Origin of the sequence: Streptomyces sp. CT34, from assembly GCF_000805335.1 — a bacterium.
Classification (GTDB): Bacteria; Actinomycetota; Actinomycetes; order Streptomycetales; family Streptomycetaceae; genus Streptomyces.
Genome location: NZ_KN708638.1, coordinates 4,971,933 through 4,984,135, shown reverse-complemented (window position 1 = coordinate 4,984,135; position 12,203 = coordinate 4,971,933). Strand labels below are relative to the sequence as shown.

10 protein-coding genes are annotated in these 12,203 nt (G+C 72.7%); 4 read left to right on the top strand and 6 right to left on the bottom strand.

Annotated elements, in window-relative coordinates; genetic code table 11:
- Window positions 1–176: 176 nt before the first annotated feature.
- The 4 genes from RZ84_RS21840 to RZ84_RS21825 form a co-directional block, all read right to left on the bottom strand.
- The gene (locus RZ84_RS21840) at window positions 177–1,301 is read right to left on the bottom strand and encodes an alpha/beta hydrolase (protein ID WP_043265703.1); all 1,125 of its coding nucleotides are present in this window, start codon (window positions 1,299–1,301) and stop codon (window positions 177–179) included.
- A 216-nt stretch (window positions 1,302–1,517) separates the two neighbouring features.
- Window positions 1,518–2,231 (bottom strand): LuxR C-terminal-related transcriptional regulator, encoded by a 714-nt coding sequence (locus tag RZ84_RS21835; RefSeq protein WP_043265702.1) that lies wholly within the window; start codon window positions 2,229–2,231, stop codon window positions 1,518–1,520.
- Between the two features lie 88 nt (window positions 2,232–2,319).
- Window positions 2,320–3,645, bottom strand: a complete 1,326-nt coding sequence (locus RZ84_RS21830) for an ATP-binding protein (protein WP_043265701.1) — start codon at window positions 3,643–3,645, stop codon at window positions 2,320–2,322.
- Window positions 3,646–3,760: 115 nt separating this feature from the next.
- Window positions 3,761–5,584 (bottom strand): serine/threonine-protein kinase, encoded by a 1,824-nt coding sequence (locus RZ84_RS21825; protein ID WP_241778080.1) that lies wholly within the window; start codon window positions 5,582–5,584, stop codon window positions 3,761–3,763.
- Window positions 5,585–6,144: 560 nt separating this feature from the next.
- Between RZ84_RS21825 and RZ84_RS21820 the strand changes: the two genes are divergently transcribed.
- Both RZ84_RS21820 and RZ84_RS21815 read left to right on the top strand, forming a co-directional pair.
- Window positions 6,145–7,590 (top strand): PspC domain-containing protein, encoded by a 1,446-nt coding sequence (locus tag RZ84_RS21820; protein WP_052230080.1) that lies wholly within the window; start codon window positions 6,145–6,147, stop codon window positions 7,588–7,590.
- Entirely contained in the window at window positions 7,587–7,808 is a 222-nt protein-coding gene (locus RZ84_RS21815) for a hypothetical protein (protein WP_043265700.1), read from the top strand. The genes RZ84_RS21820 and RZ84_RS21815 overlap by 4 nt, the downstream gene beginning before the upstream one ends.
- A gap of 590 nt (window positions 7,809–8,398) precedes the next feature.
- On the opposite strand, the gene RZ84_RS21810 is transcribed toward RZ84_RS21815, so the two are convergent.
- Window positions 8,399–8,938 carry a DoxX family protein gene (locus tag RZ84_RS21810; protein WP_043265699.1) on the bottom strand — a complete coding sequence of 180 codons (540 nt, stop codon included), beginning with the start codon at window positions 8,936–8,938 and terminating at the stop codon, window positions 8,399–8,401.
- A gap of 263 nt (window positions 8,939–9,201) precedes the next feature.
- Entirely contained in the window at window positions 9,202–10,464 is a 1,263-nt protein-coding gene (locus RZ84_RS21805; protein ID WP_043265698.1) for a hypothetical protein, read from the bottom strand.
- A 282-nt stretch (window positions 10,465–10,746) separates the two neighbouring features.
- On the opposite strand from RZ84_RS21805, the gene RZ84_RS41535 reads away from it, so the two are divergent.
- Complete coding sequence (locus RZ84_RS41535) at window positions 10,747–11,430, top strand: hypothetical protein (RefSeq protein WP_241777804.1); 684 nt, start codon at window positions 10,747–10,749, stop codon at window positions 11,428–11,430.
- Between the two features lie 9 nt (window positions 11,431–11,439).
- Window positions 11,440–12,198: a bestrophin-like domain gene (locus RZ84_RS21795; RefSeq protein WP_043265697.1), complete on the top strand. Its 759-nt coding sequence runs from the start codon at window positions 11,440–11,442 to the stop codon at window positions 12,196–12,198.
- The last annotated feature ends 5 nt before the right edge of the window (window positions 12,199–12,203 follow it).

Here is a 12,203-nt window from a genome sequence, read left to right as displayed (position 1 = left end):
CGCACAGCCGCAGCGCCGATTCACCCGAACGACTGACCTTGTCCCGCGGCCACCGTGGATCTCGATCTCACCGGCCGGACCCCGGAAACGCGCGAAGGGCCTGTCCGCCGGATCCGGCGGACAGGCCCTGCATCACACTCTTTGCCCAGGCCCGCGGGCTGTCGCCCCGCAGGCGGTCAGGCCCGCAGGTACAGCCCGAACCAGCGGAAGATATCCGGAACTTGGTGCTTCCACACCGGCACGGTGTGGCCGCCGGCACCCGCCGAGATCATCTTGACGTTCACCGTCGTCGGCTGCTTCGCGAGCTGCTTGAGGCCCATGCCGGCCTGGTAGCCGTCGCCCGCCGCACCGGAGATGTACAGCGCCGTACGGGGCGGCTTCCCGGCGTCGTTGGCGGCCTTCAGGAGGTGGATCGGGTTGGTCTCGACGCGCAGCTTCGGGTCCTTGCCGGCGAGCGAGTCGGGCTCGATGGCCGGGTCGTTGTAGCCGGACATGGCGACCGCGGCGCGGTAGCGGTCCGGGTGGGCCAGCGCGAGCTTGGCGGAGCAGTGCGCACCGGCCGAGTAGCCCGCCAGGCCCCAGGCGTCCGGCTTGTCGCCGGCCCGGAAGTTGTCGATGATCATCTGGCGGACGTCGACGGTCAGCCAGCTGTCGGCGTTGACCTTGCCGGGGATGTTGACGCATCCGCTGTCGGCGTTGGGCAGGACGTTGGTCCGCGGCGACACCAGGATGAACGGCTTGACGGCACCGCTCTGCATCAGCGGTGTGAGCTGCTGGGCCACCTTCAGCGACCCCAGCCAGGACTTCGAGGACCCGGGGTAGCCGGGCAGCAGCTCGACCACCGGGAACTTCTTGTCCTTGTACGCGGGGTCGTTGTACTGCGGCGGCAGCCAGACGTAGACCTCGCCGTTGACGCCGGAGATCTGGCCCTTGAGGTCGGTCATCTGGACGTTGGGGCCCACCACCGGGTCGTCGGCCGGCCGGAACTCCTGGTGGACCTTGGGCTGGTCCTTGAGGTTCTTGCCGCCCAGGCCGTCCGGGCCGAGGTTACGGGCCGCGTCGATGTGGTTACCGGTGCCGAGCAGGTCGCCCCAGTTGTCGTAGAGGTTGTTGGCGTTGTTGACCAGGAGGAAGACCACCGTGATGGCGGTGACCTGCGCGAACAGCAGCATCAGCAGTCGCGCGAGCCCTTTCATCACCGGCGGTCCGGCCACTCGGCCCCATACGGCGAACGGCAGCACGACGGCGACGATCAGCAGCAGGAGCGCGAAGAGAAAGAAGGGAGTGCCCGTCAGGCTCATCGGGATCTCGTTTCCAGGACGTAACACGAAGGACGTGGGCGTGGGTTCCGGCCCTGCCTTCGGGCAGCGAGCCTCTCCGCGCCCTTAGATGAAAATCCGCGCGCGCCTGGTTGCGCGACTTTGGCCCTTCTTTACATGTCCCTTCCGTCACAGCCGCCCGTCCGGCACCGGGCGTTCGCCTGTCACCACTCCCCCTCTTCCCCACCGAACCGCAGGTCAGACCAGGCGTCGCGCCGCCGCCCAGCGCGTCAGCTCATGCCGGTTGGAGAGCTGGAGCTTGCGCAGCACGGCCGAGACATGTGACTCAACCGTCTTGACGGAGATGAACAGCTGCTTGGCGATCTCCTTGTACGCATACCCGCGCGCTATCAGCCGCAGCACCTCGCGCTCACGCTGCGTGAGGCGGTCCATGTCCTCGTCGACCGGCGGGGCGTCCGTCGAGGCGAACGCGTCCAGGACGAAGCCGGCCAGCCGCGGCGAGAAGACCGCGTCCCCGTCGGCGACCCGGAAGATGGCGTTGACCAGGTCCGTGCCCGTGATGGTCTTGGTGACATAGCCGCGGGCGCCGCCGCGGATGACCCCGATGACGTCCTCGGCCGCGTCGGAGACCGAGAGCGCCAGGAACCGGACCGGCCGCTCGGCGTCCGCCATCATCGCGGCGCTGCGGCGCAGCACTTCGACACCGCCGCCACCGGGGAGGTGCACGTCCAGCAGGACGACTTCGGGCCGGGTGGCGGTGATGACCGTGAACGCCTGGTCGACGTCGGCGGCCTCGCCGACCACCTCGACCCGGGTCCGCTCGGTCTGGCCGATCTCGGCCTGGACGCCCGTACGGAACATCCGGTGGTCGTCGACCAGCACGACCCGCACGGTGCGGTCCTCGCCCGCGCCGCTCCCGGTCTCGCCCTGCTGTGCCTCGTCGCTGCTCATCTCGTCCGTCCGCCCTTCGCTGTCTGCCCCGTCATGATCCCCTGCCCCGGCCCGCCCTGTCGCCACGGGCCCACGGCCGCCGCCCCGCTCACTCGGTGCGTCTCTCCGCGCCCGTGCGATGCTCGGCGCGCTCTTCGGCGCGCTCCATCTCCAGCTCGACGACCGTGCCGCCATCGGGGGCGGAGCGCAGTCGGGCCGTGCCGCCGTTGCGCTCCATCCGGCCGATGATGGATTCCCGTACGCCCATGCGGTCCCCGGGCACAGCGTCCAGATCGAAGCCGGGGCCGCGGTCGCGCACCGAGACGAAGACCGTCCGGCCCTCCACCTCGGCGAACACCTGCACCGCACCGCCCTCGCCACCGTACTTGGCGGCATTGACCATCGCTTCGCGCGCGGCCTGCATCTGGGCGCCGAGCGCCTCGTCCAGCGGGCAGTCGCCGACGATCACCACCTCGATGGGGACGCCGTGGTGGTCCTCGACCTCGGCGGCGGACGCGCGCACCGCCTCCGCCAGCGTCGCCGGCTCCTCGTCCTCGTCCTTCCCGCGGCCCTCCGGCTTGTAGAGCCAGGCGCGCAACTCGCGCTCCTGGGCACGGGCCAGCCGTGCCACCTCCCTGGGGTCGTCGGCGTTGCGCTGGATGAGGGTGAGGGTGTGCAGCACGGAGTCATGGACGTGCGCCGCCACCTCGGCGCGCTCCTGGGCGCGGATGCGCATCAGCCGCTCCTCGGAGAGGTCCTGCGTGATCCGTACCAGATACGGGCCCGCCAGCAGGGCGATGCCGACGACGACGGCGAGCGCGGCCTGCAACACCGAGCCCAGGTTCCGCACGGAACCCTGGAGCACGACGATGCCGGTCACGCCCACACCGACGAGCAGCACGCCGGCCGCGCCGCGCAGCACCGGGAACAGGGCCTTGCGGCGGCCGAGTTCCAGCCACTGGGCGCGGCGGGAGTTGTCCGCCTGGCGCCAGACGAGGGCGACGCCGGCGCCGATCAGCAGCACCGGCCAGAGATAGCCGTTGGCCCGGCCCAGCTGGAACCTGGACGCCACGATCGAGGCGCCCACCAGCAGCGCGATCAGCGCGAAGACCTGGCCCTTGTCCGGCCGGCGGCCCAGGATCCGCCGCTTCCCCTCACCGGGCGCGGGCTGCCGGGTCTCGACACCGCCGACGCCCAGCGGCACGAAGAACCAGAACGCGGCATAGAGCAGGGCCCCCATGCCGTCGGCCATGAAGAGCGCGAGGAAGACGACCCGCACCCAGGAGACCGGGAGGCCGAGGTGCCCCGCGAGGCCGCGCGCGACACCGCCGAGGAGCCGCCCGTCGGCGCTGCGGTAGAGCTTGCGCACGGGCGGGTCGTCGGGGTCCGGTGCCGCGGCGTAGATCGTCTCGGCGCGGGGTGGCGCTGTGGTCATGTCCCAGATCGTCACACGCCGGCGGGCCGAAGACATCAGGGTCGACCCTGAACCCGTCCCTGACCTTGCTCAGGGAACCCCCTGAGCAAGGTCGGGGAACCCCGCCTTCTCCGGCTCAGCCCACCGTCGCGTTCTTCCGGAATCCGTCCTTCACGTTCGAGAAGATCGCTTCGTACTTCGACCAGTTCACGGACGGCCCGGACACGTAGATCGCGTACTCCTTCTTGCCCTCGCGGCCGAAGCCGAGGTCGATCCCCCGGAACTCGCGGGCCCGGCCCTGGAAGGAGAACTCCCAGATGGCGGCCGGGTCGCCCTGGAAGACGGTGTCCTGGAGCCGCAGCCGCTTGTAGACGGGGTACTGGGTCTTGAAGTCGGCCTCGACGTCCTTGAAGTGCTGCACCTGATCCCCGGAGGAGAAGTCCATGACGTTGACGGTCAGCCGTGCCAGCTCGCTGTCGTTGCTGTAGTAGACGATCTGTCGGCCGCCGTCCCGGGCCTCCCGCTTCCAGCCGGACGGTACGGGGAAGGACACGCCGAGCGCCTTCTCGTCGGCCCGGCGGTAGCCCTTGGGGAGAGGCGGGGGCGGCCCGACGCTGCTCTTCGGCGCGCTCGGCAGTACGGGGGTGCGGGGACCGGCCGACGTACTGGACATACCGGATGCACCGGCCGCGCCGGGGTCGCCACGGTGCGTCACGTACCAGGCCGCGCCCGCGCCGCCCCCGACGACCAGCACCCCGACGGCACTCCAGGCCACGGCCCGGCCGCGCCGCTTGCGGGGCGCAGGTCCCGAACCGTGCGCGTCCGTGCGGGCATCGGCGGGCGCTCCGCCGGCCGCGTCGCCGGGCAGCGCCACCCGGCCGGTCGCGTCGTCGCCCGCGGCCGTCCCGCCGCCGGTCCCGCTCCCCGTGGCGGCCGTGCCGGCACCGGCGGCCGGCGGAGCCACGGCGCCCGCGCCGGCGGCCGGCTTCGGATGGCCGCCGGTCGCGGAGCCCGCGCCCGTGCCGGCGTCCGTGAGCGCCCCGGTCCCGGTGACGCGCCCCGTGTCCTGGGTGGCGCCCGCCCCGCCCGCACGGTCCACCGGCCGCGTGGGCGCCTCGGGCTGCTCGCCCGTGTCGGTACGCCCCCGGCCGACCGTCCCCAGCGCCAGCGTCGGCCAGCCGATCAGCGCGGTCTCCGCCTCGGCCTCGGCCGTCCGCAGGGCCCGCTCGACGACCTCGACGGTCGGCCGCTCCGCCGGCTCCTTGGCCAGCAGCGCCTCGATCAGCGGCGCCAACTGCCCGGCGTTGCGCGGCGGATCCAACGGGTCGACGGCGATCGCGTACGCCGTCTCGACCGCGGTGTTCTTCCGGAAGGGGGGCCGACCTTCAACGGCCTGATACAGCGTCGCCCCCAGGGCCCACAGGTCGGACGCGGGGCCGGGGGTGCCGCCCTTGACGCGCTCGGGCGCCAGGTAGTCGATGGAGCCGACCAGTTCACCGGTCTTGGTGAGCGTGGAGGTGCCGGTGGCGACGGCGATCCCGAAGTCGGTGAGGACGACCCGGCCGTCCTCACCGAGCAGGACGTTGCCCGGCTTGACGTCGCGGTGCAGCACACCGGCGGAGTGCGCGGCACGCAGCGCGGCGATCATGCCGCGGCCGATCCGGGCGGTCTCTCGTGGCGAAAGGAAGGTGTCGGACTGGGCGGCTTCCTTGATCGCGTCGCCCAGGGTCGTCGACGGGACGTACTCCATGACGATGCACGGCAGCCCGGCGTCGTCGACGACGTCGTGCACGCTCACCACATTGGGATGGTTGATGCGCGCCGCGGCCTGCGCCTCTCTGGTGGTGCGCTCGTGGCGGGTGGCTAGTTCGTCCGCGTCGAGTTGCGGCGACACGTGCAGGCGTTTGACCGCCACCTGGCGCCCGAGGACTTCGTCCCGGGCTCGCCAGACGGTTCCCATACCGCCCTGGCCTATCCGCTCGACCAGGCGATATCGCCCGGCGACCAGTCGCCCCTCGTCCACCGACGCCGTCTCCGCCACCGCACGCCCCTCCGGAAACCCGTACGTATCCAGGGCGCAACGATAGTCTCCGACGTCGGCGAACAGCCCTCCGGCCACCGCGGGACCCGGCCGTTTTTCCCGCGGAGGCGCGGCGGGTTTCCCGCCGTGGACGCGGTGTGTTTCGGACTGACGACGCAGCGTGGTTTCCATTGTGGGCACAGGGTGGTTCCCGTTGGGGACGCAGCGTGCGGTTCGTGGCGCATCGCACATGGGCACAGACCTCGTGTCTCGTAGCACGGAGATTCTGAGCGGGGGTTCTGGGGGGAGACTCTGGGCCTGGGTGCTGCACGGGGGCACTGCACGGGGATACGCGTCGCCGGGCTCTGCGGCATCCGGCGGGCGGCGGGTGGCCTCTGTGCGTCCCGCAGGGGGTTGTCGGGGACCTCTCAGGGGATCTCAGGGATGAGCCAGGGTTTTCACCGATCCCGTGGGGCGGCGGGCCTTGTCCCCATGGCTCCATGAACGATGCACCCCCTGTCGCGGAGTCGGCGGCCGCCGACTCCGCCGGTCCCACCCCGCCGCCTGCCGGGCCGGCCGGCACGCTGCGCCGCAGCAGGCGGCACAAGGTCGTCGCGGGCGTGTGCGCCGGGCTCGGCAGGCAGTGGGACCTCGATCCGGTCATCTTCCGCATCGTGCTCGCCGTGCTGTCCGTCGGCGGACTCGGCCTGATCTTCTACGGCTTCGCCTGGCTGATCATCCCCTTCGACGGCGAGGAGGAGAACGAGGGCCGCAGGCTGCTCTCCGGCCGCGTCGAGGGCTCCGCGCTGACGGCACTGCTGTTCGCGCTGATCGGCTGCGGGTTGTTCCTGACCACCCTCGGCAAGGGCAGCATGATGTCCTTCGCCATCATGCTGACGCTGGCCGTGGCCGGTTCCGCCTACTGGTCGCGACAGCGCCGGCGCGCGGAGGCCGAGGGCTTGGAGACCATGGACGCCGCCACGGCCCAGGCCGTCGCCGACGCCCCGCCGGAAACCCAGGCGCCACCGACGCCGAACACCCCGTCCTGGTGGCGCGATCCCCGCAGCCGGGACGTGACGGGCGGCGGGGGCTATCTCTGGGGGCCGGAGGACACCCGGCTCGACATCCGCTACGAGTCGGCGCACGGCGCGGCCACCGGCTCCTGGTCGTACGGGAGTTGGACCGGCACCGGGCGGCCCGCCCCGGACACCGCCGCCCCGGACACCGCCGCTCCGCGCACGCCCGCGCGCACCGGGCGGCCCATCGGCGGCCGGACGTTCCTGCTGGCGGCGCTGGCCGGCACCGGCGCCGCCCTCGCCGTTCACCAACACGCCGCGCTCGCCCCGTCCCTCCAGGCCGGTCTGGCCTGCGCGCTGGTCGTGTTCGGCCTCGGGCTGATACTCAGCGCCTGGCTGGGCCGTGCGGGCGGCGGCACGATCTTCATGATGGTGCTGACGGCCGTGCTGCTGGCGGGCGCGACGGTGCTGCCCGCCAACGTCACCGCGGACTGGCGCGATCGCGTCTGGGCCCCGGCCGATATCGCCTCCGTCCAGCCGCACTACGCCCTCGGCTCCGGGGACGGCCGTCTCGACCTCAGCCGACTGCCCGTCGGGAACGGCGCCACGGTCCGCAGCAGCGCGGAAGTGGGCGCCGGCCGCCTCCAGGTGACGCTCCCGCGAGGCGTCACCACCACGCTCCACATCCGGCTGGGCGTCGGCGACACCCATCTGCCGGGCGACGGTCCCCAGGATGTGCACTTCTCCGCGGGTGGCCGGCAGCGGACGGTCACGTTGCCTGCGGACGGCCTCAAGAAGGGCGAGAAGCCGCACGGGGCGCTGGAGTTGACGCTCAAGGTCGGGGCCGGTCAGGTCGCCGTCGAGCGCGCCGTCCCCGGCCCTCCGCCGGCCGCCTCGTCGGCCCCTATCCCCCAGGGAGTCCCCCAGTGAAGCGCCATCCCTTCGAGCCGGGCCGGCTGGTCTCCGGTGCGGCGGCCGTCGCCGTCGGCACCGGCTACGGGCTCGACGCCCTCGGTGTCTGGCATGCCCCGGGCCCCTGGCTGTTCCTCGCCGTCCCGGCAGGGCTGGTGCTCTCCGGCATCACCTCCGCCATCTGGGCCACGGTCCGCCGCCACCGGCCGCACTCGCCACCGGGCGGGCCGTCGTGAGCCGGCTCGGCGGCTCTTGCCGTCGGCGGGGCGCGGCTTGGCCCGCCCGGAGGGGTGGATGGCGCTCGGGCGGCTTCCGGTTGCCTTCCAGTGGGTGGGGGCTGGCGTGGTCTCGGGGTCGCCCGGTGGGTGGGGGCGGGCCTGGTTTCCGGGTTCTGTCCGGTGGGTGGGGGCGAGTGCCTTGTGGGTTCCGCCTGGTGGGGGCGGGCCGCTTCGCGGGTTCTGTCCGGTGGTGGGGCGAGCGTCTTGTGGGCTCCGGCTGGTGGGGGCCGCTTCGCGGGTTCTCTCCGGTGAGTGGGGGCTGGCGTGGCCTCGGTTCTGCCCGGTGGGTGGGGGCCGGAGGGCTGCACCGGAGTACGTCCTCGGCGCGGGCGCATCTGGTACGTGGATGACGAATACCCCGGCGTTCGCTCCAGGTCCTGCGGGCGCACTCCGGTACATCCCTCCGGCCCTGCGCCGTCGCCGGCCGTCGGACGGTGGCTCCGAACGACGGTGCCACCGGTCCGGGGCCCGAGCCCGGCGTCCGGGCCGTGCGTCGTCGACCGGCGTTGCGTCACCGCCAGCGCAGCCGCGGTGACATGTGCGCACACCTAGCCGTAAAGCTGTGCCCCGTGCCGATTGCGGCGGTTGGTGAGGGCCCCGTCCAGGGAGAGTCGCGGGGTGCCGGCCAGGATGAGCGGGGTCCAGGCCAGCAGGTAGGCGAGGTCGTTGCCGTAGTAGTACGGGTGGGTCTGCCAGCTCACGGTGAGCCACAGGGTCAGCGAGATCAACGCGCCACCGAGCGCGGCCAGCCGTCCCAGCAGCCCCACGAGAATACCGACGCCGACCAGCACTTCACCGCCGGCGATGGCGTAGCCGGCGGCCACCGGACTCTTCTGGGCCAGTTCCACGAGCTGCGGCAGGGCGGCCGTGGAGTGGACCTGCCGCAGCAGTTCGCCGAGCGATCCGGTGCCGCGCGCGGCCAGGAACGCCGGATGCATCAGCTTGCCGAGCCCCGCGTAGAGAAAGGTCACGCCCAGGAAGATCCGCAGCGGGAACAGCGCATGGCGCGCCCATAGCCCGCGTAGTCCGACGCCTCCGAGGTCCGTGCCTCCCAAGTCGGCACCGCGTGTGCGATTCGCGTGCACCATGACGTCCGCCTCTCCGTTGCCACCGGGAGGTGATTCTGCCGTCGCCTGCACCTCATGGCGAGATACGTACGCACATGCGCGCGTTGAGATGGTCCCCGGAGCGGGTTCGGACGGTTGCCGTACGCCGCGTCGTGGCTCGGGGGCAGTGCTCGTCCTGTGGTGCCTGTCCGTGGCCGCGTCGTCCGCAGCACCGGTTGCGCGCCCCGGCCTTCGCCGCGATTACGGCTTCACGGCCCTGGACGTCAATCAGTCCTGAGCGTCGATCAGTCCTGGACGTCGATCCGGTATCCGGCCGTTTCCACGCCGGCGGCGGTGATGACGCGGACCTCCACGGTGCCCGGCTCCACATCCACCGGCACCGGCACGGTCAGCACCCCGTCCGTGGGGTTGGCGAAGCCGCCGGCCACGGGGACCAGCGGGACCGGTACGTGGACCGCGCCGATCCGTACGACGGTGCGGGCCAGCCGGTCGGGGGTGCCGGCGCCGGGCGGGACGAAGCCGGTGCCGCGGATCTCGATGTCGTCGCCGGTCCGGATCGGCGCGGCGAGATCGCCGACCTCCCGGGAGCGCACGACCGAGAGGATGACCGGCCGGCCGCCGGCGACGCTCTTACCGGCCAGGTAGGTCATGCCGGAGAGGACGGCCAGGATGACCAAGCCCCAGGGGACGGAGGGGAGTTGGCGGGGGTTTCCGGCCAGGCGTACCAGGGTGAGGACCAGCAGGGACGCGTTCACCAGCGCGTACTGCGCGTCGGTGAGGCTGCCGCGCCCGGCGTCGTCCGCCAGCAGGTCCACGGCCCGCGGGCGCTCGGCCGGCACCTTCTGTACGCGTCCGGAGCGGATCCGCCCGGCGGTCATGCCGTACGCCAGCACCGCCACCCCGCACCCGACGGCGAGCAGGGCCAACAGTCCGCCGGACGAGCCGAGTTCGAGGCCGGAGAGGAGGCGGTGCCGATGGTGCGGACCGGATGCCGCGGCGAGCTGGACGGCGAGCATCAGTACGGCGTACAGCACCACCAGTACCCACCCGGCGGCGACCGCACGAGAGGTGGAGAACCGGCGGTCCTCGCCGATCACCGGTGCCAGCGCGCCGCCGTGCGCGCGGTGCCGCCAGGCCGCGACGGTCGCCCCGAGCGCGAGTACCACTGCCGCGGTCAGTCCGGCCGTCCGGGTCACCGTCCAGCCCGTCCCGATGGCGGTCAGTGCCTGTCCGAGCAGCAGGGCCACCACGGCGACCCACACGGCCATCAGGGTGCGCGCCTGGACGGCCGCCGGCCAGGCGGCTCCCTCGGCCGCGGCGCGCTCGGCCAACGCGCGGGCCGACAGGGTCAGTTCGTCCGATACCCACTGCCGGGCGGCGCCGGCGGAGTGCGCCAGTCCGGCCGGTACCCCGCGCCCGGCGGCGAAGTCCTCGCGGAGCGCGGCAAAGGCGGTGACCGCCTGCCGGTGCCCCTCACGGGCGCCGTGCGGGCACCGTCCGCACCGGCACACACCGCCGTCACCTCGCGGCTCGCCCCTTCCGGCCACCCTGCTCGCCGAATCCACCGACACGTCCGTACCGCCCCGCCGCCGCTCGTCCCAACTTCTCTTCCTCGATGGCGAATTGTGCCTCAGTTACCGGGTCCGGCCCCTCATCGTCCAGGTGACGGACGGTACGGAGGGCGGCGGCGGGTTGACGTACAACGGCAAGTTCAGCGGCACACGGGGTCCGGGGCCCGCCCGGACGCGCATTCCCTGCGCTTCCCTCATTCGGGCGAATCGGCGTCGGTCGACGGCTGGTAGGCCCTGGTGCTGCGCAAACTTCCCGCCGTGCGCGAGATATACGAATCTCACGAAACCGACACAGTGAACGAAGCGGGTACGGGGGGCTGTACCGGTCGTCGTGGCGGAAGGGCGGGGTCGAAGCGGCTGCTCCTGTGGGCCGGGGTGCTGCTCACCGGCCTTGCCACGGTCGGCGGGCTCACCGCGGTGCTGGCCCTCGGGACGGCGCCCGCTGCCGCGGCCCGTCCGGGACCGGTCCGTCAACCACCGGGGGACAACTGCGCGTTCGCCGGGACCGCGCCGCCGATCCGGTTTCCGACCGATTTCCCCGTGCCGCCCGGCTGGCACATCCCCTGCACCAAGTCGACGCCCGGGCCCCGGCCCACCCCGACGTTCACACCCGCCCCGTCCCCGACGCCCAGCCGCGCCGCGGCTCCCCGCCCGCTGCGCACTCCGGCGCCCCCGGCCACGCCGCGGCCGGCGCCGCCACCTCCGTACCACCGCCCCGCCCCCACGGAACCGCCGCCGGCCACGCCGACCCCGGCCCGGCACCTGACGGCCTCCACCCCCGCCCGGCCGCCCCGTTACACGCCGGTACACCACCAACCGCACCACGGGCACTCCGTGGTGACCAGGACGCTGCTGGTCACCACGCCGGCGCTGCTGGCCGCCGCCGCCCTCCGTCCCCGTTCGCGCGCCGCGTCCCGTTCCGCCGGGCGCGGTTCCTCGTAGGAGGTCTCCATGTCGCAATGGCTGGTGCTGACCATCGCCATGGCCGCGGTCTGCGGCGTCGTCCTGGCCATCACCGTCCTCAAGGAGCGCCGGGTCGGCGAGGACGACGACCCGACCGAAACGCCCGATGTCATCGAGTACATGACGATGATGGTGGGGGTGGTCTACGCGATCGTGCTGGGCCTCGCCATCGCCGGTGTCTGGGAGGCCAAGAGCTCGGCCGAGGACACCGTGCGGACCGAGGCCCAGGCGCTGCACGAGGTCAGCGAGCGGGTGCAGGCCTGGCCGGCGCCCGTACGGGACCGGATCCGCGCCGACGTCAACTCCTATGTCGGCCACGTCGTCCACAAGGAATGGCGGGTGATGGCCGACCGCGGCGAGCTGACGCAGCACGGCGCGGACCTGCTGGACAAGGTGCGGGCCGACGTCATCGGCTACCACCCGCGCGACGACTACGAGCGGGAGTCCTACCAGCCCGTCGTCGACCAGGTCGGGGTGGCGGACGGGGCGCGCAGTGCCCGCGCCGACGCGGCCGATCCGACGCTCCCGGGTGTGGTGTGGTTCGGACTGATCGCCGGGGGCGTGATCTCCATCGGCGTGATGTTCACGCTCCAGATCCGGCGCTCGGCACGGGAGTTGCTGATGGCCGGCGTCTTCAGTGCGCTGATCGCCTTCCTGCTGTTCCTGGTGTGGGACTTCGACGCGCCGTTCAGCCGCGGTCTCGCCACCGCCGCCGACCCCTTCTTCGCGCTGTTCCCGCACGTGTGAGGCGC

What these genes read in the sequence shown, in the direction of transcription:
- RZ84_RS21840 (WP_043265703.1), bottom strand. Translation starts at nt 1,301, where the DNA reads ATGAGCCTGACGGGCACTCCCTTCTTTCTCTTCGCGCTCCTGCTGCTG.
- RZ84_RS21835 (WP_043265702.1), bottom strand. Translation starts at nt 2,231, where the DNA reads ATGAGCAGCGACGAGGCACAGCAGGGCGAGACCGGGAGCGGCGCGGGC.
- RZ84_RS21830 (WP_043265701.1), bottom strand. Translation starts at nt 3,645, where the DNA reads ATGACCACAGCGCCACCCCGCGCCGAGACGATCTACGCCGCGGCACCG.
- RZ84_RS21825 (WP_241778080.1), bottom strand. Translation starts at nt 5,584, where the DNA reads ATGGGAACCGTCTGGCGAGCCCGGGACGAAGTCCTCGGGCGCCAGGTG.
- RZ84_RS21820 (WP_052230080.1), top strand. Translation starts at nt 6,145, where the DNA reads ATGAACGATGCACCCCCTGTCGCGGAGTCGGCGGCCGCCGACTCCGCC.
- RZ84_RS21810 (WP_043265699.1), bottom strand. Translation starts at nt 8,938, where the DNA reads ATGGTGCACGCGAATCGCACACGCGGTGCCGACTTGGGAGGCACGGAC.
- RZ84_RS21795 (WP_043265697.1), top strand. Translation starts at nt 11,440, where the DNA reads ATGTCGCAATGGCTGGTGCTGACCATCGCCATGGCCGCGGTCTGCGGC.